We start from the raw sequence: 18,884 nt of genomic DNA on the forward strand, positions 1-18,884 counted from the left end.
TGCACAAACGAAGATAGGCAGCATTTGGCTCCACGCAAATGCTGAAAACCGCGAAAGAAAACTTGGCGCTTTCCTTGCGCGCCATTACATTCGCTCCTGTGAGCACCAAGACAAAGCCCCTTTTTATCGAAGGCAGTTCTCTCCTGCCAAAACCTTTCCTGGACTGGTTTCAGGCCAAGGGATGGTCGCCGCGCGCGCATCAGCTGGAATTGCTGGAGGAGGCGCAGGCCGGCCGTTCGACCCTGCTCATCGCACCGACGGGCGCAGGCAAGACGTTGGCGGGTTTCCTGCCGGCGCTGGTTGATCTGGCGACACGCGGCAAGAGCAACAATGCCAGCCGTGGCATTCACACGCTCTACATCTCGCCGCTCAAGGCGCTGGCCGTCGATATCGAACGCAATCTGGCCCGGCCCATCGAGGAGATCGGCCTTGATATCACCATCGAAACCCGCACCGGCGATACCCCCGCCTATAAGCGGCAGCGACAGAAGCTTGTTCCGCCGGATATCCTCCTGACCACGCCGGAGCAGCTTGCCCTTTTGATTGCCAACAAAGATGCCGGGCGGTTCTTCGCGGATTTGCGTTACGTCATCTTTGACGAACTGCATTCGCTGGTAACCTCCAAACGCGGGCACCTCCTGTCACTGGGACTGGCACGGCTGCGCAAATTGCAGCCCGGTGTGCAGACCATCGGGCTTTCCGCAACCGTAGCTGACCCCGATGCCCTGCGTCGCTGGCTGTTGCCGCAATTGGAAGGCGGGCCCATGGCCAGCCTTGTGAAGGTCGAAGGCGGTGCGAAACCCCATATCACCATTCTTGAAACATCCGACCGCATTCCGTGGGCCGGCCATTCAGCCGTTTATGCGCTGCCGGGCATTTACGAGGCGATCAAACGCCACCAGACCACACTCATTTTCGTCAATACCCGCAGCCAGGCGGAGCGCCTGTTCCACGATCTGTGGATGGCCAATGACGACAATCTGCCAATCGCGCTGCATCACGGCTCGCTGGATGTCAGCAAGCGGCGCAAGGTCGAGCAGGCAATGGCCAGCAATGCGCTGCGTGCAGTCGTTGCCACCTCGACGCTTGATCTGGGCATCGACTGGGGTGATGTCGATCTCGTCATCCATGTGGGTGCGCCGAAGGGGGCGAGCCGTCTGGCGCAGCGCATCGGCCGTTCCAACCACCGGATGGACGAACCCTCGCGCGCCATCCTGGTTCCGGCCAACCGGTTCGAGGTGATGGAATGCCAGGCGGCGCTCGATGCCAATTATCTCGGTGCTCAGGATACGCCGCCGCTTGGCGAGGGTTCGCTGGATGTGCTGGCCCAGCATATTCTCGGCATGGCCTGCGCTGAACCGTTTCATGCGGATGCGCTTTTCGAGGAGATAACCACTGCCCTGCCCTATGCGGGCTTGCCGCGTGAAACGTTTCACCGGATTGTCGATTTCGTCGCCACCGGCGGTTATGCCCTGAAAAGCTATGAACGCTTCGCCAAAATCCGCCAGACCGCCGATGGGACATGGCGTGTAACGCACCCGCGCATTGCCCAGCAATACCGGCTGAATGTCGGCACCATTATCGAGGCGCCCAGTCTGAATGTGCGGCTCACCCGCCAGCGCGGCAAGGGTGGCAATGCGCGCGGCGGCCCGGTGCTCGGCAAGGTGGAAGAGTCGTTTCTCGAAGCCCTGTCGCCGGGCGATACGTTCTTCTTCTCCGGGCGGGTGCTGCGTTTTGAAGGCATTCGCGAGAACGAATGCCTTGTTTCCAACGCCGAAGGTTTTGACGCCAAAATCCCCGCCTATGCCGGCGGAAAATTCCCGCTGACCACCTATCTCGCCGATCAGGTGCGCGCCATGCTGGCCGATCCGGATCGCTGGGGCGCCCTGCCCGATCAGGTCAGCGACTGGCTGAGAATCCAGAAGGAAAAATCGGTGCTGCCCGATCCCGGCAGCCTGCTGGTCGAGACCTTCCCGCGGGGTGAGCGCTATTACATGGTGATCTATCCCTTTGAGGGGCGGCTGGCACATCAGACCCTCGGCATGCTGCTGACCCGGCGGATGGAGCGGGCCAAGGCCCGGCCTCTCGGCTTCGTCGCCACGGACTATGCACTGTCGATCTGGGGCCTGCGCGACATGGGCCGCATGTTTGGGAACGGCGAGCTGCCGCTTTCCGAATTTTTCGACGAGGACATGCTGGGCGATGATCTTGAGGCGTGGCTGTCGGAAAGCTGGATGTTGAAGCGCACGTTCCGCAATTGTGCCCTGATCTCCGGCCTTGTCGAGAAACGCCATCCGGGCCAGGAAAAAACCGGGCGGCAGGTGACCGTCTCCACCGATCTCATCTATGACGTCCTGCGCACGCACGAGCCCGATCACATTCTCATTCAGGCCACACGCGCCGATGCGGCCACCGGGCTCCTCGACATTCGCCGCCTTGCCGATATGCTGGCACGAATCAAGGGTCATATCATTCACAGGGATCTTGACCGGATATCGCCGCTCGCCGTTCCTGTGATGATGGAAATCGGCAAGGAGCGTGTTCCGGGAGAGGCTCATGAAACGCTGCTCGAAGAGATCGCCGACGAACTGACCCGCGAGATGATGGAACGGACATGAATCTGGCGGTTCATATGACACGGACAATGCTGCACGGCGCGGTCGAGACCGATATCGCCGGTCACACCGTCCTATGCGATCCATCCGGTGCGCTTTATCTGGAGGCCGATCGCATCCTGATCGTCTCGGACCTGCATTTCGAAAAAGGCTCGTCTTTCGCCCGGCGCGGCATGATGCTGCCGCCCTATGATACCGCGTCGACGTTGAAGGCGCTGGCGGCAAGCATCGCCCGCTATCACCCTGCCTGTGTCATCAGTCTCGGCGACAGTTTTCACGATGGCGACGCCGCTGCTCGCCTGCCCGCCATCTATGCAGAACAGCTGGCCAGCTTGATGCATGGCCGCGACTGGATCTGGATCACGGGCAATCACGATCCGGAGCATCCGGCCGATCTCCCCGGCCAAACCTATACCGAACTGGCTTTCGGCGCGCTGGTGTTCCGCCACGAACCGTCAAAAACCGCATCGCGGGGCGAAATCGCCGGGCATCTGCATCCGGCGGCCAAGGTGGTGCGGCGCGGCCAGTCTGTGCAGCGGCGCTGCTTCGTCACCGACCACACCCGCATGATCATGCCGGCCTTCGGCGCCTATACCGGCGGGCTCAATATCCTCGGCCGGGCCTTTCATGGCCTGTTCGACAGCAATAGCCTCAAGGCCTATATGCTGGGCCACGCCAGAGTTTACCCCATGCTGCGCAAGACGCTGTATCCTTGAGACATTCGCTGGCTGCTCTTGCAGCTGGTAAGGAAATTCCTTACATATGGGCTGCAAAGGAGTGACCCATGATCACCAGCAAAATGACGAGCAAAGCTCAGACGACCATACCGCAGGCGGTACGTGTGGCGCTGAAATTGAATCCAGGCGATGAAATTGCCTATCGGATTGAAGAGGGGCGGGTCATTCTCATGCGAGTGGAAGCCAGTGCTCAAGGCGATGATCCCTTTGCAACATTCGTGGAGTGGGACAGCCCTGCGGACAGAAAAGCCTATGCAGACCTTTAAATCCGGCGATATCGTCCGCGTACCGTTTCCATACACGGACCGCAACACGCGCCAGCATCGGCCTGCGCTTGTCATCTCGGATGGCGCCATCGGTGAAGATGCCAACCTTCTTTGGGTGCTGATGATTACCAGTGCTGAAAACAAATCCTGGGTGGGAGATGTTTTCATCCCCCATCATGCGGAAACTGGCCTTCCCGTTGCCTCCGTCATCCGGCCGCTTAAGATTGCGACCATAGAAGCGGCTCATGCGGACATGCTAGGACAGGTTGCAATGGAAACACTGGATGATGTCAGGCGTGTGGTTGCCTCCATCCTGAGCAAATAGCAATTCTGTCAGTTCTGCATTCAAATCGGCAGCCTGCCATCTTCCTTCAATGTGTCCAGCACAATGGCGGTCTTGACGTTTTGCACGGACTCATGCGGCAGCAGCACGTCGTTGACGAAAGCCGAGAGCGCCCGCAAACCGGGTGTGACCACCTTGATGAAATAATCCATCTCCCCGGTCAGCGCATGGGCTTCCATCACTTCCGGCAGCTTGGAAATGAGATCGGAAAAGCGGCGGGCATTGTCCCTGTTATGGGTCGCAAGCGTGACCGAGATGATGTTGACGATGCCAAGCCCCAGCTTTTCGCGATCGATTTCCGCCCTGTAGCCGCGAATGAATCCCTCCTCCTCCAGCCGCGACCGGCGGCGCGAGCATTGCGAGGCGGACAGATTGATCCGCTCGGAAAGTTCATTGTTCGTGAGTCGCCCGTCCTCCTGCAGGGAAGACAGTATTTTGCGGTCAAACGCGTCAAGTTGCTCCATTCATGCTTTCCTTGGTAATAATATGCACGAAACATGCATATTATGCCTCTGGCGAGCGTTGAAATGCAAGCACTTTGCATGGTGTTTGCGCGATAATGCGCAAAGCCAGAGGAGGATGCCATGGGCCCATTTCCGCACGACGCACCGGTCGCCACGATCAGCAAGGACAATCCTGCCGGGACGGATGGTTTTGAGTTTGTCGAGTTCTCGCATCCGGAGCCGGAAAAGCTGGAAGAACTCTTCACCCGGATGGGCTACAAGCCCGTTGCGCGGCACCGCTCCAAGAATGTGACGCTCTGGCGTCAGGGCGATATCAACTACATCCTCAACGCCGAACCCAATTCCCATGCGACGAAGTTTGTCGGCGAGCATGGTCCGTGCGCGCCGTCCATGGCCTGGCGCGTGGTCGATGCCAAGCATGCCTTCGAGCATGCGGTTGCCAAGGGCGCGACACCCTACACCGGCGATGACAAGACAATCGATGTTCCCGCCATCGTCGGTATCGGTGGGTCGATGCTGTATTTCATCGAAAAGTATGGTGAGAAGGGCTCGGTCTACGACGACGAATTCGAGTGGCTGGGCGAACGCGACCCGAAGCCGGAAGGTGTCGGGTTCTATTATCTCGACCACCTCACCCATAATGTCTATCGCGGCAATATGGACAAGTGGTGGGCATTCTACCGGGAACTCTTCGGCTTCAAGCAGATTCACTTCTTCGACATTGCCGGCAAGCTGACGGGCCTGGTGTCGCGCGCCATCACCTCCCCTTGCGGAAAGATCCGCATTCCGCTGAATGAATCAACGGATGACAAGAGCCAGATCGAGGAATATCTGCGCAAGTACAAGGGCGAAGGCATCCAGCACATCGCCGTTGGGACGGAAGCCATTTACGACGCAACGGACAAACTCGCGGACAATGGCCTCAAATTCATGCCCGGCCCGCCCGAGACCTATTATGACATGTCGCATGAGCGCGTGCATGGTCATGACGAGCCGATCGAGCGGATGAAGAAGCACGGCATTCTCATCGATGGCGAAGGCGTGATCGACGGCGGCATGACAAAAATCCTGCTGCAGATTTTCTCCAAGACCGTTATCGGCCCGATCTTCTTCGAGTTCATCCAGCGCAAGGGCGATGAAGGCTTTGGTGAAGGCAATTTCCGCGCCCTGTTCGAGTCGATCGAAGAAGATCAGATCCGCCGCGGCGTGATCAAGGTCGCTGCCGCGGAATAGCGCATCAACGGGACGGGCTATAAATTTGGCTCATTGTGCATTACATTGAGTGCATGATGACTGCAGCTTCTGTAGCCCCTATCGTTCCCGCCGATTTCCCCGAGCTGAAACTGCTTGTGTGGAACAGGGATGCTGCGCGGCCAATTCCGGCCGAAGAAGCGTTTGAACTCTACGAGCGCAATTGGCGTTTTGTCGATGCCGAGCACCTCACCACCCGCGAAGCAGAACTCATCCGCGAACTGACGCAGGTTTTCGGTAATGGCGTGTTGCTGATTTCCTGACTTTTCCATCCCTGTCGCTTCCTGCATAGTGCAGGCTAGGCAAATATGATCGGAACGTCATGCGGGAATTCAAGAGACAGGAACATCGCGTCATCATTGAAGCGCTTGGGCTGATGGATCATGCATTCCTGTCCGCCAATCACTGCTGGTTTGGCGGTGGCACGGCAATCGTTCTCAAGCTTGGCGAATACCGGCAATCTCTGGATGTCGACTTTCTGTGTTCCGATGCAGATGGGTATCGTGAGTTGCGAACAGCCGCCGTGGACGGTGGAATCCGGGCGTTTTTCCGCGAACCGGTGGAGGCTTTGCGGAGTTTCAGAATTGATCAATATGGCTTGCGGGCCGCCTTGGTGTTGCACGGCCAGACCATAAAATTTGAGATTATCCGCGAAGTGCGCATCGCTTTGGAGGGCCATCTCGATGCGCAGCTTGGCGTTCCCGCTTTGGTTGTCGCGGATATGTTCGCTGAAAAGCTTCTGGCCAACGCGGACCGCTGCCACGACCGGTCGATTGCTTATCGCGATGCGATTGATCTTGGCATGCTGGTTAAAGCTTATGGGCCTATTCCCGATGCGGCTGTCCAGAAGACCACGAAGGCCTATGGCCGCGATGTTGAACGCAAGCTTACATGGGTTGTGCACAGACTCCACGATGACAAGGAACTGCACCATGCTGCTGACGTCCTGCAGATGGATGCGAGCGATGCTTTCGAAGGCATTGCTGCGCTGAAAAGCGAAGTGGCCCGCATCTGGCCCGATAGCCGCGTCGAGGCCGGGTAAGATCACATTCAGCGCTTGCCGATGAGCGCGGCGGCCTTGCTGCGGATTTCGGCAAGCTCTGCTGCCGAAACCTTGCCCTTTTGCGATGCGCGGCGAACGCGCCAATCGAGGCTCTTGACCTGATCGGCAAGAACGGCGCCCGGCCGGTCACCTGCGATCAGCACCTCGAACGGATACCCCTTGATCTGTGTGGTCATGGGGCAGCAGAGCATCAGACCGGTCTTGCCATTATAACTGGCGGGGCTGAGTACAACGGCGGGACGATGGCCGGCCTGTTCATGACCGGCCTGAGGATTGAAGTGCAGCCACACGATGTCACCGGCATCAGGTACATAGGCCGGCATCAGAAGGATTCCTTGCCGACAGCAGCGCCAAAGTCGGCCTCGGAGTGCATGTTTTCGGATGTGACGCCCTCGATCAGCTGATCCAGGTCATATTCGGTTTGGCGGACTGGCTCGATGATGATCAGGCCGTCTTCCTCACGCACATCAACCACCGTATCGAGTTGCAGCCGGGCCGCGGTCATGACAGCGGCCGGGATGCGCACCGAGGCGCTGTTTCCCCATTTCTTCACGGTTACACGCATGATCAACTCCATGTATCATCATTGTTGATACAGTAGTGGGTGCAGTTTGATGTGTCAACAATGTCTATACGTCAGGCCTTGCCTTATCCGGATGGGCCGCTGCAAAAGCCTTGAGTTTTTCGCAGCGCCTGGAGATGGCATTCACCCGTTTCAGCCCTGCGATATCGGCCCCCCAGCGGTGTGCATTGTAAACCTGCGGAACCAGGCAGAAATCGGCCATGCCCGGCTTGTCGCCATGGCAGAACTTGCCGGTATCGGGAGAGTCGAGGAGCCGTTCGAAGGCCCCCAGTCCTTCTGCGATGAACTTCTGCATCCAGGTGTTGCGCGCTGCATCGCCATCTCCGGTGATATCCATGACATGCGCAACAACATTCATGTTGCAGACCGGGTGAATATCCATCGCGATGGCATAGGACAGCGCCCGCACACGCTGCCTGCCTGCAGGATCAGGAGGCAGAAATCCCGCATCCGGGTAAATCTCGTCGAGATATTCGATAATGGCCAGGGATTGAGTCATCATCCGGCCGTCCATGGCCAATGTCGGAACGAGGCCTTGCGGGTTGCGGCTCAGATTATCCGGCTGTTTGTGCTCGCCCTTCAGCAGATTGACGGGAACGGTGGCGTATTCCAGCTTGAGGCTTTGCAGCGCTATCCGCACCCGGTAGCTTGCCGACGAGCGCCAATAATCGAAGAGGATGAGCCCGCTCATCACGCAGTGTCCGTTTGATAACGCGTCACCTGCTGCTCGATCGCACCGAAGACGGAATGACCGTCCTTGTCTTTCATTTCAATGCGCACGGTATCGCCAAACTGCATGAACGCCGTCTTTGGGGCGCCGTGATTGATTGTTTCGATCATGCGGATTTCCGCAATGCAGGAATAACCCGCTCCTCCCTCCGCGACGGGTTTGCCCGGTCCGCCATCCAGTTTGTTGGAGACGGTGCCGGAGCCAATGATCGTTCCCGACGACAGCGGGCGGGTTTTGGCGGCATGGGCGATGAGAACGGGGAAATCGAAGGTCATGTCGACGCCGGCATTGGCGCGGCCGAACGGCTTGCCGTTGTAGTCGACATTCAGCGGCAGATGCACCTTGCCGCCGTCCCAGGCCTCGCCCAGTTCATCCGGCGTGACTGCAACCGGCGAGAAAGCCGAAGACGGTTTCGACTGGAAGAAACCGAAACCCTTGGCGAGTTCCGCCGGGATCAGACCGCGCAGGCTGACATCGTTGACCAGCATGACGAGACGGATGGCGCTGCGTGCCTGATCGGCTGTGGCGCCCATAGGTACGTCGCCGACGACGACGGCCACTTCGCCTTCCATGTCGATGCCATAGGCTTCGTCCGCCATGACGATCGGCGCGCGGGGGCTGAGAAAACTGTCGGAACCGCCCTGATACATTAGCGGATCGGTCCAGAAACTCTCCGGCATCTCCGCGCCGCGGGCCTTGCGCACCAGTTCGACATGGTTGACATAGGCCGATCCATCCGCCCACTGAAAGGCGCGCGGCAATGGCGACAACGCCTCATGTTCGTGAAAGCGCTCGGAGGGGACGGCCCCATGGTCGAGGCTTTCGGCCAGCGCTTCCAGATGCGGGGCAATGCGCGCCCAGTTGTCGAGCGCGGATTGCAGGGTGGGCGTGAGAAACGACGCATCGGTGAAACGGGTCAAATCCCTGGACACGATGACGAGCTTGCCGTCCCGCGTTCCGTTGTTCAAAGATGCAAGCTTCATTCGGACCAGTCTCCTTCGGGTGTGCCGTTGAACCGCTTCTTCAGGTCCGTCCAGCAATCGGCATAATTGTCCTGCAGCGAGTCGAGTTCCGCTGCAAACCGGGTGAGATGCTGCGGGAAACGGGTTTCGAACATGAAGGCCAGGGTATTCTCCAGCTTGTGCGGCTTGAGCTCGACTGTCGATGCCTTGTTGAAGCCCATTGTATCCGGTCCGTGCGGCAGCATCATGTTGTGCAGGCTCATGCCGCCTGGAACAAAGCCCTCCTCCTTGGCGTCGTACTGACCATAAACCAATCCCATGAATTCCGACATGATGTTGCGATGATACCAGGGCGGGCGGAAACTGTGCTCGGCCACGAGCCAGCGCGGCGGGAAGATGACGAAATCGACGTTGGCGGTGCCCTCCTCGCCCGATGGCGCGGTCAGTACTGTGAAGATCGACGGATCGGGATGGTCGAAGAGGATGGCGCCAACAGGCGAAAAGGTGCGCAGGTCGTACTTGTACGGCGCGTAATTGCCATGCCACGCCACCACATCAAGCGGGGAATGGCCAAGGTCCGTCCGGTAGAACTTGCCGCACCATTTCACATGCAGGCGGCACGGCGTTTCCTTGTCCTCATAGGCGGCCACCGGCGTCTTGAAATCGCGCGGGTTGGCGAGGCAATTGGCGCCGATTGGTCCGCGATCCGGCAGCGCGAATTTCGCGCCATAATTTTCGCAGATATAGCCGCGGGCCTCACCGTCAAGCGTTGCAACCTTGAACACCATGCCGCGCGGGATGATGCAGATTTCCGAGGGTTCGATCTCGATGATGCCCATCTCGGTGAACACCCGCAGACGGCCCTTTTCCGGTACCAGCAGCATTTCGCCATCGGCATTGAAGAAGTAGTCGTCCTCCATGTCGCGATTGAACGCATAGACATGGGCGGCCATACCGGCCTGGCCGTGCACATCGCCGGCCGTGGTCATGGTGCGGATGCCGTCGATGAAATTCACCGGTTCCTTCGGCATGGGTGTCGGGTTCCAGCGCAGCTGACCGATGGGGAGCTGATGATCGTCGAGATTGGGCGCGCTCTTCCAATCCTTGCGCGCTGCAGGCGTGAAGCGTCCGGAATGTTTGACCGACGGCCGGATGCGGTAAAGCCAGGACCGTTCGTTGATCCCGCGCGGTGCGGTGAAGGGAGAGCCGGACAGTTGCTCCGCATAAAGCCCATAGGCGCAGCGCTGCGGCGAATTCTGGCCCTGCGGCAGCGCGCCGGGAAGCGATTCTGTTTCGAAATCATTGCCGAAGCCCGGCATGTAGTGAAGGGTCATGATCAATCCTCCCGATCATTCGAAAACGCCGGCGGAGAACACCGCCGATCTATTTAGTTGCATTTGTGACGATCTTTTTTGTAACTATCAACGGCAAAGGAGATCAAATGACCGGGAAACAGAGCGAGGCGGCAATGCCGCCGCTGGTGCTGGAGGATTTCATTCCCTACCGGCTGAACAAGGCGGCGGAGGCGATCAGTCAGCGCTTTGCCAGCCAATATCGCGATGAATATGGCCTGACGCGGCCGGAATGGCGCACGCTGGCAACGCTTGGCCAGTTCGGTGCGCTGTCGGCGACGGCCATCGGCGCGCATTCATCCATGCACAAGACGAAGGTCAGCCGGGCGGTGTTTTCACTGGAGCAGCGCCATTGGCTCAAGCGCAAGCGCGACGAAGCCGACCGGCGGACCGAACATCTGGAACTGACACCGGCCGGGCGCAAGGCGTATCAGCATCTGGCGACGATGGCGCATGGCTATGAGACGGAACTGTTTGCCCGGCTCGGCGAACGCGGCGCTGCAGAGCTGAAGGCGGGGTTGTCGGCGCTGGAAGCCTACTACCGGCAGGGCCGGTAGCGGCAGGTTGCGTGCTGGTCAGAACGGCATTTCGACCCGTGGCCAGATTTCGCGCGACAATTTCCGGTAGTCGGTTTTCTTCGGGTTGGACGGATAGGGCGCGCCTGCATCGATATAGATGATCTCTGCCGCGACCGGCTCGAAGCCTGCATGAAAATGGTTGGTCGACTTGACCAACAGGATGTTCTTGGACGCGGGTTCGATGCCGAGATTGGAAAAAATGTCGGGCTCGAACGTCTGGGTCCGGTTTGTATTGAGGATGACCTCGATATCCGTGCCCTCAAGGCGGACGACCGCAGCCGGTCCGAGTGTGACCCGGCTCTTGCCGAAACTCTGCCAACCTTCCTGCACGGCCCTCACGACGTCCACCCGGGCATCGATCGGTGCGCCGCCATCCGAGCCAGCCTTGCCGCCGAAGCGCAACTGGATTCGTGCGCCTTCTCCGGCTGCCAGACAGAAGGTGACGGCAACCGGATCCCAGATCGTTGCCACGGCTACATTATCGATGCCGCGCTCGATGATGCGGCGCAGGATCAGCGTGCCGTCACCGGCAACGCCGCCGCCCGGATTATCCCAGACATCGGCAACAACCACCGGCTTTCCCGTCTTCTTTGCGGCGAGGGCGACGGCCTTGTCGAGACCTGTCTCTGTCCCCAGCATCGGCATGGCGGTGCGCCCGCGCATGCCAAAGATTTCCATGCCGAGGGATTCGGCCAGCGCCGCGCCGCGCGCTGCATCATTATCGGTGACGACCATGACCTGCGTGCCGAGTTCCGGCACGTCGCCTGCCATGAAGCCGTGGATCAGCGAGATGGAGAGAATGTTGTTCTTGCCCTGCATGGACTGAATCCGGTCGACGAAGGAACGCATCGGTTCGCGGCTGGTCGGGAAAACCCCGATCATGCGGCAATCGAAGGTGGAGATGACCGGCTTGATCTCACGGCGCAGCGTGCGCAGTGCGAGATCGACGACGTGTTCGCCGCGCTCGTAGAAATCCGTGTGCGGGAATTCAAGGAAGGCAGCGAGAATATTCGAATTTTCGACGCGTTTGCGTGTCAGATGGCTGTGCGGATCAAGCTCCGACGCAATGAGCACGTCAGGGCCGACAATCGCGCGGATGCGCTCGAGCAGATCGCCTTCGCAATCATCATAGCCCTGGGCGACCATCGCCCCGTGCAGGCCAAGAATGACGGCGTCGACAGGCATGGCCGCCTGCAGCTGGCCGAGAATTTCGTCGCGCAGTTCCTCGTAAGCCCGCTGCTGCAAAAGCCCGCCGGGTTCGGCCCAGGTCGCGGTGCCCTCGATGAGTTCAAAACCCTCTTCGCGCGCGCGGCGGCGCAGAACCACCATGGGGGCCGAGCACAGCGTCGGTGTTTCCGGATGTTCGCCGGGGGCCGCATAGAAGGCCATTTCAAAACTGGCACGGTCGGTTGGTACAGGCGAAAACGTATTGGTTTCCGTCGCAAGGGATGCGGTGAAGATGCGCATGAAAATGCCTGTTCTTTATATATCAGAGGGGCTTGTAGGCAATGGCTTCGATTTCGATCTTGATATCGATCATCAGACGCGATTCAATCGTTGTGCGTGCTGGCGGGTTCTGCGGAAAATAGGCCGCGTAGGTCTTGTTGAAGGCGGCGAACTCGCGCGCATCTTCGAGAATGACAAAGGTCTTCACCACATTGGACAGATCCGCGCCGGCCAGTGCCAGCGCTGCCTTGATGTTCTCCATCACCTGCCTTGTCTGCGCCTCGATGCCGCCTGTGATGACCGTGCCATCGCCGCCGACCGGGACCTGGCCGGAAATGTAGATGAAATCTCCGGCGCGGACGGCCGGTGACAGCGGCACATGTGATGATCCGAAATGCTGTTTTGTCATGATGTTCAATTCCTGTGCTTGATTATTTGACGGCGCCGATGGAAAGCCCGCGCACGAGATAGCGCTGCAGCCACGCAAAGAGAATGGCGACCGGGACGGATGCCACAAATGCCGCAGCCATGACGTAGTGCCAGTCGACCGTGTAACGGCCGGCGACAAGCGACAGCACGCGGATCGGCAGGGTATAATTCTCCTCCTTGCGCAGCATGGTGAGCGCGATGACGAACTCGTTCCAGGCATTGATGAAGGTGAAGATGGCGGTGACGACCATTGCAGGGACGGCAAGCGGCAGGAAGACGCTGCGCAGCGTGCGCCAGCGATTTGCCCCTTCCATCCACGCGGCCTCTTCAAGATCGCGCGGGATGGTGGAGAAATAGCTTTGCAGCATCCACACGCAGAAGGCGATGTTGAAACCGGTGTAGATGATGACAAGCACGTTCAGGTTGTCGATCATCCCGGCATTGGCGACGAGCCGGAACAGGCCGATGACCAGCACAATGGGCGACAGCATCTGCGAGACAAGGAGAAACTGCCGGTAGGCATTGCGGCCGGCAAACTGGTAGCGGCTGAGGGCATAGGCGGCAGGAATGGAGACGATGATTGTCAGTAGGGTCGACAGCGTCGACACATAGAGCGAATTGGCAAGCGCCGAGGCAATGCCCGAGGTCTGCCACATCTCCGAAAAGTTCTGCCAGTGCAGCTCTTCCGGCCACCAGGTGGGGTTGAGCACTTCGGTTGCCGATTTGAGCGACGTGATCGTCATGACGACATAGGGAAAGAGGATCACCACGACGATGGGCGACAGGAACAGCCAGAACAGGATCGAGCGCTTGAGCTTGGCGTTCATCATGGCTTCTCCTCGCGCATGGCCAGCCGCACATAGATGAGCGTGAAGACCAGAAGGATGGCGAACATGATCAGCGAAATGGCCGCCGCCTCGCCGAGGCGTCCCAGGCGGAAGCCGAGCTCGTAGAGATAGGTCACGAGAATATGGGTCGAATTGGCAGGCCCGCCCTGCGTGGTTACCCAGATGATCGGGAAGGAGTTGAAGACGTAGATCGTGTTGAGCACGAACGCGATGTTGATGAAGGGCCGTAACAGGGGAAGCGTGATCAGGCGGAACTGATCCCAGCGCCCTGCCCCTTCCGTTGCGGCCGCCTCGTAGAGATCATCGGGAACCGATGACAGGCCGCCGAGGAAAATGGTGACGGTAAACGGCACCGAGACGAGAATGCCAATCAGGATCTGCATCGGAAAGGCCGTGGATGCCTCGGCCAGCCACTGGATATTGCTGCCGATCAGGCCAAGGTCACGCAGGGCCGAGTTCAGCATGCCGCTTTCACCATTGAGAGCCCAGCGCCAGACCACGGCGGTCATGGTCAGTGAGATCGCCCAGGGCAGCATGATGAGGATGCGGGCAATGCCGCGGCCATAGAAATCCTCGTTGAGGATCAGCGCAATGGGGACCGACACAATCAATGTGCCAAGCACAACGCAGGCGGTCCAGATCAGGGTGCGCCAGGTGGCGGCGATGAAATCCGGATCGGCGAACAGCACGCGGAAATGCTCAAGCCCGACGAATTCGCGCAGCATGCCGAAGCGGTTCACGTCATGCAGCGACAGCGAAACGATCTCCTTCAGCGGCCAGAGAATGATGGCGGCTGCCAGGATGAAGCTTGGCAGAATGAGGAAATAGGGGGCCGTTGCCCGTTGCATAAGCGTGCGTTCCTTGACCGGAGCATGTGGGACCGGAGAATTTGGGACCGGAGAATATGGCGTCTGAAGGACGGGTGGGGAGAGCGGCGGATGCTGCTCTCCCGTGCCCGGCTTATTTCAGCGTCGCGTTGATCTTGGCGGCCGCTTCCTTCAGTGTCGCCTCGGCCTCGCCCTGGCCGAGATAGATCTTCTGCACGGCATTGGAGGTTGTCTTGGCGATGTCCTCCCAGCCCGGAATGACCGGCGCAAATCGGGCGTTTGGCAGCAGCGAGGTGAAGACCTTCAGATCGGCATCATCCGCAAAATAGGGATCCTTTGCTTCTTCCGCATTGACCGGCAGGAAGTGTTCGACTTTGTCGAACTTGGTGCGCTGTTCCGTGGTGAAGATGAAGTCGAGGAACTTCCAGGCCGCTTCCTTGTTCTTGGAATTCTCGAACAGAACAATGGAATCGGTCACGCCATAGGTGCCCTTGTCGCCGCCCGGACCGGCGGGAATGGGCGCCACGCCATAATTAAGCTTCGGCGCTTCGGTCTTGATCTGGCCGGACAGGAACGGTGCGGTGATGACCGTTGCCACCTTGCCCTGCTTGAACAGGTTCTGCACGTCTTCACGCGAATAGGAGGTCACGCCCGGCTGGGTCAGGCCCTCGTCGATGAAGCTCTTGTAAAGCTTGGCGGTATCGATGGCCGCTTTTGAATCCAGGCCGGATTTGCCGTCCTTGACGATTTCGCCGCCGTTCGACCACATGCCGTAGTAGAAATAGACGTCTGTCTCGATTTCCTTGCCCTGCAGGCCGAAACCATAGGTTTCGCCGCCGAGCTTCTTGATCTTCTCCGCATCGGTCTTGAAGTCAGCCCATGTCGCTGGCGGCGCGCTGATGCCGGCCTTGGCGAAAATGTCCTTGTTGTAGTACATCGCGCGAGCCGAAGCGGCGACCGGCAGACCGTAGACCTTGCCGTTCATGACCGACGGCGTCAGGAAGGTATCGATGAAGCGGGCCTTGAATTCCGGTTTGATGTGCTCATCGAGTGGCGCAACGATGCCTTCCGACACATAGTCGAGCAGCCAGCGGGTGCCGATGATGGAAAGATCGGCATTGGCACCGGCCGAAATATCGGTGGTCAGCTTCTGCTGCAGGCTGTCCCATGGCACGACTTCGATCTGGATTTTGACATCGGGATTGGCGGCTTCAAACGCCTTGGCCGCTTCCTGGAAATACGGGCCCGTGCCCTTGCTATATTCGGCGATGGTGACGCGCACCGTGCTTGCGGCAAAGGCGCTGCTGCTGAAGGCAACAATGCTTGCTCCGGCAAGAAGGCATAGTTTCTGTTTGAACGTCATTGTCATTCCCCTTGTTATCGCCGCAGTCACACGGCGTTTGTTTGTGTCCGCGAACCGTCTTCGGCGGGTAGGCTCCTTCGCCTCCCGCAAGCCGCTTCTTCCAACCAGCCTCTCTATCTTCAAATGTAATTTAATTTCATGCAAGCGAATTTTGCATCGGTTTCGCGTATTTTTATGTTGCTTTTTTTCACGCATCGCCATTAGCTGGACGAAAGGCGGGCAGAATCCGCTGGAGATTGTCCGCAGAAGCGGGCCAATGATACGGGAACAGATGAACGCGCAATGACCTCACCCAATTTGCATGATTTCTATGGACTTAAAGGCAGGCAGGTGCTGATCACTGGCGCCGGAGGCGGCATCGGCCAGGCATTGATTGCAGCCTTCACCGCTGCCGGGGCCGTCGTCTCGGGTGCCGACAGGACGGACGCGGCATTGGAAAACCTGCCCCTCGCCCATCGTCTTGTTTTCGAGCTGACGGACCGCGCCGCCATTGCCGGCGTTATCGATGATTTCATCGGCCGGAACGGCGCGCCGGATGTGCTGGTCAACAATGCCGGCTTCACCCGCGGCGAAACACTCAATCAGGTGGACGGCGATGTCTGGGATCGCGAGATTGCGATCAACCTGAATGGAGCCTTTCATGTGACGGCGCCGGTCGTCGATGCCATGGCAAAACGCGGCAGCGGCAATATCGTGTTCATATCCTCGGTCAACGGCCTCTCGCATTTCGGCAACCCGGCCTATTCGGCTGCCAAGGCCGGGTTGATCTCCTATGTGAAGGCGCTGGCTGTCGAGCGCGGACGGCATGGCATCCGCGCCAATGCCGTCTGCCCCGGCTCGGTGCGCACGCCCGCATGGGATCACCGCCTGGCCAGTCAGCCGGAACTCCTGGCGAAAGTCTTGCCGCATTATCCGCTCGGGCGCATGGTGACGCCGGAAGAAGTGGCACATGCTGCCCTGTTTCTGGCGTCCTCGGCAGCATCTGGAATAACAGGCACGGCACTGGCCGTGGATGCCGGGTTGACGTCAGGCAATCTGCGCTTCATCAACGACGTTCTTGCGGGAGAAGACTGACATGGCCGGACTTCAGATCAAACAGCTCGTCAAATCCTATGGAGCCATGAGCGTTCTGCATGGCATCGATCTTGAGGTGCGGGACGGTGAGTTCCTCGTTCTCATCGGTCCTTCCGGCTGCGGCAAGTCCACGCTTTTGCGCATGATTGCCGGTCTCGACGATATTTCCTCGGGAGAATTGTGGATCGGCGATCGCCTGACCAATGGCCTCGCGCCGCAGCAGCGCAATATTTCAATGGTCTTCCAGAGCTATGCGCTGTTCCCGCATATGACGACGCGCAAGAATATCGGCTTTGGCCCGAAAATCCGGCGCGAGGCGGGAAGCATTATCGATGCCAAGGTGAACAAGGCAGCGGAAACGCTCAACCTGCATAACTATCTCGACCGCCTGCCGCGCCAGCTTTCTGGCGGTCAGCGCCAGCGGGTTGCCATGGGCCGGACCATCGTGCGGGAACCCGACCTTTTCCTGTTCGACGAGCCGCTGTCCAATCTGGATGCCAAGCTGCGCGTGCAGATGCGCACGGAAATCAAGGCGCTGCACCAGCAGCTCAAGACAACCATCGTCTATGTGACCCACGACCAGATCGAGGCCATGACCATGGCGGACCGGATCGTCGTTATGAATGGCGGGCGCATCGAACAGATCGGCTCGCCGCTGGAACTGTATGACCGGCCTGCCAACAAATTCGTTGCCGGTTTCCTTGGCTCGCCCGCCATGAGCTTTATTCCAGGGACGCTGGAGCGCGGTGACGGGGTGGTGCGCATGCGGACATCGGATGGCTTTACGATCCCGGTCGGCGATACGACGGCCGCCTCCGGTCAGCCGGTTGAAGTGGGCATTCGTCCGGAACATTACCGCCTGGCTGCAAGCGGTCAGGGTTTCCCCTACAAGGTGGCCGTGGTGGAGCCGACGGGCTCGGAAACGCATCTTTTCGGCACGATTGCCGGCGTGGATGTGCGTGCCGTTTTCCGTGATCGCATTGCGCCGGAACCGGGCAGCCAGATGATGCTGACGGTCGATTCCGGCAAGGTTCACGTCTTTGACGGGAAAACCGGAAACCGGATCTGACATGGCTTCGCCGCTTTTTGACATCGTTGCCCGCTTGCGTGACATCGCCGAGAACGGCCAGCGTTCCGATCAAAAGGTGGCGGCTGCCGTTCTGGCGGATGCGGATTTTGCCACCCATGCTTCCATCGAAAAACTGGCGGAAAAGGCCGGGGTCAGCGAACCGACGATCACCCGTTTCTGCCGCACGCTCGGTTTCGAAGGCACCCGTGATTTCAAGGTGGGGCTTGCCCAATCCCTGGCGATTGCCGGACGGTTCATTTCGGTCAGCACCGCCGACGGTTCGGCGAGCAATGGTGTTCCCTCCATCATAGCCAGCAGCGCTGTCAGCGCGATTGAGACGGTGACCAATCTCATCGACCGGGCCAGTCTTGACCGGGCCGCCGCTATCGTTGCGGCAGCCGGCATGGTTCGTGCCTACGGATCAGGCGGCGCCTCGTCAATGGCCGCGACCGAGCTTGAAAACCGGCTGTTCCGGCTGGGTCTTCCGGCCTCCTCGCATATTGATGGCGAAATGCAGCAGATGACTGCGGCAACCAGCAGCAAGGATACGGTCATCGTCGCCTATTCCCTGTCCGGCGAGGTCAGGCCGGTCATCGATGCCGTGACCATTGCCGGGCGCTACGGCGCGAAAACAATTGCCTTCACGGCGGCCAATTCCTCCCTGGCGGCGGCCGCGCAACTGGTCTTACCTTTTCACATCGAGGAGGGCACGAATGTCTACCGGCCCTCGCCCGCCCGTTATGCCCTGCTTGCCCTCACCGACATGCTGGCCATGAGCGTGGCGGAGAAAATCGGTGCGCCGGCGGTGGAGCGCATGCGCCGCATCAAGAACCTTCAGGGCATGCAAAAAAGCGATGCACCCAACCTTCCGCTTGGAGACTGAA

Annotated in this window: 22 protein-coding genes; 11 read left to right on the forward strand and 11 right to left on the reverse strand. The window is 59.3% G+C overall.

Going from position 1 to position 18,884, the window contains the following annotated elements; all coding sequences use genetic code 11:
• Window positions 1–38 precede the first annotated feature (38 nt).
• From ACTJJ7_RS03215 to ACTJJ7_RS03230, 4 genes are all read left to right on the forward strand, one after another.
• Window positions 39–2,618, forward strand: coding sequence for a ligase-associated DNA damage response DEXH box helicase (locus ACTJJ7_RS03215; protein WP_440965319.1), 2,580 nt, complete (start codon window positions 39–41; stop codon window positions 2,616–2,618).
• Window positions 2,619–2,632: 14 nt separating this feature from the next.
• Complete coding sequence (pdeM, locus tag ACTJJ7_RS03220) at window positions 2,633–3,331, forward strand: ligase-associated DNA damage response endonuclease PdeM (protein ID WP_245421062.1); 699 nt, start codon at window positions 2,633–2,635, stop codon at window positions 3,329–3,331.
• A 68-nt stretch (window positions 3,332–3,399) separates the two neighbouring features.
• Window positions 3,400–3,618, forward strand: a complete 219-nt coding sequence (locus ACTJJ7_RS03225) for a type II toxin-antitoxin system PrlF family antitoxin (protein ID WP_105733706.1) — start codon at window positions 3,400–3,402, stop codon at window positions 3,616–3,618.
• A complete protein-coding gene (locus ACTJJ7_RS03230) occupies window positions 3,605–3,943 on the forward strand; it encodes a type II toxin-antitoxin system PemK/MazF family toxin (protein WP_440965321.1) in 339 nt (112 codons plus the stop codon). The genes ACTJJ7_RS03225 and ACTJJ7_RS03230 overlap by 14 nt, the downstream gene beginning before the upstream one ends.
• A gap of 20 nt (window positions 3,944–3,963) precedes the next feature.
• Here the strand turns inward: ACTJJ7_RS03230 and ACTJJ7_RS03235 are convergent, their stop codons facing one another.
• Window positions 3,964–4,425, reverse strand: a complete 462-nt coding sequence (locus ACTJJ7_RS03235) for an Lrp/AsnC family transcriptional regulator (protein ID WP_440965322.1) — start codon at window positions 4,423–4,425, stop codon at window positions 3,964–3,966.
• 120 nt (window positions 4,426–4,545) lie between these two features.
• Here ACTJJ7_RS03235 and hppD point away from each other — a divergent pair, with 120 nt between their 5' ends.
• The 3 genes from hppD to ACTJJ7_RS03250 are packed head-to-tail and all read left to right on the forward strand — an operon-like array spanning window position 4,546 to window position 6,718.
• Window positions 4,546–5,658 (forward strand): 4-hydroxyphenylpyruvate dioxygenase, encoded by a 1,113-nt coding sequence (gene hppD / locus ACTJJ7_RS03240; protein WP_130272665.1) that lies wholly within the window; start codon window positions 4,546–4,548, stop codon window positions 5,656–5,658.
• A gap of 53 nt (window positions 5,659–5,711) precedes the next feature.
• Window positions 5,712–5,939 (forward strand): hypothetical protein, encoded by a 228-nt coding sequence (locus ACTJJ7_RS03245; RefSeq protein ID WP_440965325.1) that lies wholly within the window; start codon window positions 5,712–5,714, stop codon window positions 5,937–5,939.
• A 59-nt stretch (window positions 5,940–5,998) separates the two neighbouring features.
• The gene (locus ACTJJ7_RS03250; protein WP_440965327.1) at window positions 5,999–6,718 is read left to right on the forward strand and encodes a nucleotidyl transferase AbiEii/AbiGii toxin family protein; all 720 of its coding nucleotides are present in this window, start codon (window positions 5,999–6,001) and stop codon (window positions 6,716–6,718) included.
• A gap of 8 nt (window positions 6,719–6,726) precedes the next feature.
• Here the strand turns inward: ACTJJ7_RS03250 and mazF are convergent, their stop codons facing one another.
• The 5 genes from mazF to hmgA all read right to left on the reverse strand — a co-directional run bounded on the left by mazF (window position 6,727) and on the right by hmgA (window position 10,348).
• Window positions 6,727–7,062, reverse strand: a complete 336-nt coding sequence (gene mazF / locus ACTJJ7_RS03255) for an endoribonuclease MazF (RefSeq protein WP_440965329.1) — start codon at window positions 7,060–7,062, stop codon at window positions 6,727–6,729.
• Window positions 7,062–7,304 (reverse strand): AbrB/MazE/SpoVT family DNA-binding domain-containing protein, encoded by a 243-nt coding sequence (locus tag ACTJJ7_RS03260; RefSeq protein ID WP_199538007.1) that lies wholly within the window; start codon window positions 7,302–7,304, stop codon window positions 7,062–7,064. The genes mazF and ACTJJ7_RS03260 overlap by 1 nt, the downstream gene beginning before the upstream one ends.
• A gap of 64 nt (window positions 7,305–7,368) precedes the next feature.
• Window positions 7,369–8,013 (reverse strand): maleylacetoacetate isomerase, encoded by a 645-nt coding sequence (maiA, locus tag ACTJJ7_RS03265; protein WP_105733712.1) that lies wholly within the window; start codon window positions 8,011–8,013, stop codon window positions 7,369–7,371.
• Complete coding sequence (locus ACTJJ7_RS03270; protein WP_440965331.1) at window positions 8,013–9,035, reverse strand: fumarylacetoacetate hydrolase family protein; 1,023 nt, start codon at window positions 9,033–9,035, stop codon at window positions 8,013–8,015. Before ACTJJ7_RS03270 ends, maiA begins: the two co-directional genes overlap by 1 nt.
• Complete coding sequence (gene hmgA, locus ACTJJ7_RS03275; RefSeq protein WP_440965333.1) at window positions 9,032–10,348, reverse strand: homogentisate 1,2-dioxygenase; 1,317 nt, start codon at window positions 10,346–10,348, stop codon at window positions 9,032–9,034. Before hmgA ends, ACTJJ7_RS03270 begins: the two co-directional genes overlap by 4 nt.
• A 107-nt stretch (window positions 10,349–10,455) precedes the next feature.
• Between hmgA and ACTJJ7_RS03280 the strand changes: the two genes are divergently transcribed.
• Window positions 10,456–10,923: a MarR family winged helix-turn-helix transcriptional regulator gene (locus ACTJJ7_RS03280; RefSeq protein WP_245421063.1), complete on the forward strand. Its 468-nt coding sequence runs from the start codon at window positions 10,456–10,458 to the stop codon at window positions 10,921–10,923.
• An 18-nt stretch (window positions 10,924–10,941) separates the two neighbouring features.
• On the opposite strand, the gene ACTJJ7_RS03285 is transcribed toward ACTJJ7_RS03280, so the two are convergent.
• The 5 genes from ACTJJ7_RS03285 to ACTJJ7_RS03305 form a co-directional block, all read right to left on the reverse strand.
• Window positions 10,942–12,411 (reverse strand): M81 family metallopeptidase, encoded by a 1,470-nt coding sequence (locus ACTJJ7_RS03285; protein WP_440965335.1) that lies wholly within the window; start codon window positions 12,409–12,411, stop codon window positions 10,942–10,944.
• A 22-nt stretch (window positions 12,412–12,433) separates the two neighbouring features.
• Window positions 12,434–12,802, reverse strand: coding sequence for a RidA family protein (locus tag ACTJJ7_RS03290; RefSeq protein ID WP_440965501.1), 369 nt, complete (start codon window positions 12,800–12,802; stop codon window positions 12,434–12,436).
• A gap of 19 nt (window positions 12,803–12,821) precedes the next feature.
• The gene (locus ACTJJ7_RS03295; RefSeq protein ID WP_162800171.1) at window positions 12,822–13,649 is read right to left on the reverse strand and encodes a carbohydrate ABC transporter permease; all 828 of its coding nucleotides are present in this window, start codon (window positions 13,647–13,649) and stop codon (window positions 12,822–12,824) included.
• On the reverse strand, window positions 13,646–14,515 hold the full coding sequence (locus tag ACTJJ7_RS03300) for a carbohydrate ABC transporter permease (RefSeq protein WP_105733718.1): 870 nt from the start codon (window positions 14,513–14,515) through the stop codon (window positions 13,646–13,648). Before ACTJJ7_RS03300 ends, ACTJJ7_RS03295 begins: the two co-directional genes overlap by 4 nt.
• 112 nt (window positions 14,516–14,627) lie before the next feature.
• Window positions 14,628–15,857, reverse strand: a complete 1,230-nt coding sequence (locus tag ACTJJ7_RS03305; RefSeq protein WP_425350439.1) for an ABC transporter substrate-binding protein — start codon at window positions 15,855–15,857, stop codon at window positions 14,628–14,630.
• A 282-nt stretch (window positions 15,858–16,139) separates the two neighbouring features.
• On the opposite strand from ACTJJ7_RS03305, the gene ACTJJ7_RS03310 reads away from it, so the two are divergent.
• Genes ACTJJ7_RS03310 through ACTJJ7_RS03320 form a run of 3 tightly spaced genes read left to right on the forward strand, consistent with a single transcriptional unit; the run spans window position 16,140 to window position 18,883 of the window.
• Window positions 16,140–16,931: an SDR family oxidoreductase gene (locus ACTJJ7_RS03310; RefSeq protein WP_440965338.1), complete on the forward strand. Its 792-nt coding sequence runs from the start codon at window positions 16,140–16,142 to the stop codon at window positions 16,929–16,931.
• Between the two features lies 1 nt (window position 16,932).
• On the forward strand, window positions 16,933–18,000 hold the full coding sequence (locus tag ACTJJ7_RS03315; protein WP_440965340.1) for an ABC transporter ATP-binding protein: 1,068 nt from the start codon (window positions 16,933–16,935) through the stop codon (window positions 17,998–18,000).
• Window position 18,001: 1 nt separating this feature from the next.
• The gene (locus tag ACTJJ7_RS03320) at window positions 18,002–18,883 is read left to right on the forward strand and encodes a MurR/RpiR family transcriptional regulator (RefSeq protein ID WP_105733722.1); all 882 of its coding nucleotides are present in this window, start codon (window positions 18,002–18,004) and stop codon (window positions 18,881–18,883) included.
• Window position 18,884 lies beyond the last annotated feature (1 nt).

The organism is Phyllobacterium sp. 22229, assembly GCF_052056495.1.
Classification (GTDB): Bacteria; Pseudomonadota; Alphaproteobacteria; order Rhizobiales; family Rhizobiaceae; genus Phyllobacterium; species Phyllobacterium myrsinacearum.

Coding starts and splice junctions, on each gene's coding strand:
- ACTJJ7_RS03215 (WP_440965319.1), top strand. CDS start 39: ATGCTGAAAACCGCGAAAGAAAACTTGGCGCTTTCCTTGCGCGCCATT.
- pdeM (WP_245421062.1), top strand. CDS start 2,633: ATGACACGGACAATGCTGCACGGCGCGGTCGAGACCGATATCGCCGGT.
- ACTJJ7_RS03225 (WP_105733706.1), top strand. CDS start 3,400: ATGATCACCAGCAAAATGACGAGCAAAGCTCAGACGACCATACCGCAG.
- ACTJJ7_RS03230 (WP_440965321.1), top strand. CDS start 3,605: ATGCAGACCTTTAAATCCGGCGATATCGTCCGCGTACCGTTTCCATAC.
- ACTJJ7_RS03235 (WP_440965322.1), bottom strand. CDS start 4,425: ATGGAGCAACTTGACGCGTTTGACCGCAAAATACTGTCTTCCCTGCAG.
- hppD (WP_130272665.1), top strand. CDS start 4,546: ATGGGCCCATTTCCGCACGACGCACCGGTCGCCACGATCAGCAAGGAC.
- ACTJJ7_RS03245 (WP_440965325.1), top strand. CDS start 5,712: ATGATGACTGCAGCTTCTGTAGCCCCTATCGTTCCCGCCGATTTCCCC.
- ACTJJ7_RS03250 (WP_440965327.1), top strand. CDS start 5,999: ATGCGGGAATTCAAGAGACAGGAACATCGCGTCATCATTGAAGCGCTT.
- mazF (WP_440965329.1), bottom strand. CDS start 7,062: ATGCCGGCCTATGTACCTGATGCCGGTGACATCGTGTGGCTGCACTTC.
- ACTJJ7_RS03260 (WP_199538007.1), bottom strand. CDS start 7,304: ATGCGTGTAACCGTGAAGAAATGGGGAAACAGCGCCTCGGTGCGCATC.
- maiA (WP_105733712.1), bottom strand. CDS start 8,013: ATGAGCGGGCTCATCCTCTTCGATTATTGGCGCTCGTCGGCAAGCTAC.
- ACTJJ7_RS03270 (WP_440965331.1), bottom strand. CDS start 9,035: ATGAAGCTTGCATCTTTGAACAACGGAACGCGGGACGGCAAGCTCGTC.
- hmgA (WP_440965333.1), bottom strand. CDS start 10,348: ATGACCCTTCACTACATGCCGGGCTTCGGCAATGATTTCGAAACAGAA.
- ACTJJ7_RS03280 (WP_245421063.1), top strand. CDS start 10,456: ATGACCGGGAAACAGAGCGAGGCGGCAATGCCGCCGCTGGTGCTGGAG.
- ACTJJ7_RS03285 (WP_440965335.1), bottom strand. CDS start 12,411: ATGCGCATCTTCACCGCATCCCTTGCGACGGAAACCAATACGTTTTCG.
- ACTJJ7_RS03295 (WP_162800171.1), bottom strand. CDS start 13,649: ATGATGAACGCCAAGCTCAAGCGCTCGATCCTGTTCTGGCTGTTCCTG.
- ACTJJ7_RS03300 (WP_105733718.1), bottom strand. CDS start 14,515: ATGCAACGGGCAACGGCCCCCTATTTCCTCATTCTGCCAAGCTTCATC.
- ACTJJ7_RS03305 (WP_425350439.1), bottom strand. CDS start 15,857: ATGACGTTCAAACAGAAACTATGCCTTCTTGCCGGAGCAAGCATTGTT.
- ACTJJ7_RS03310 (WP_440965338.1), top strand. CDS start 16,140: ATGACCTCACCCAATTTGCATGATTTCTATGGACTTAAAGGCAGGCAG.
- ACTJJ7_RS03315 (WP_440965340.1), top strand. CDS start 16,933: ATGGCCGGACTTCAGATCAAACAGCTCGTCAAATCCTATGGAGCCATG.
- ACTJJ7_RS03320 (WP_105733722.1), top strand. CDS start 18,002: ATGGCTTCGCCGCTTTTTGACATCGTTGCCCGCTTGCGTGACATCGCC.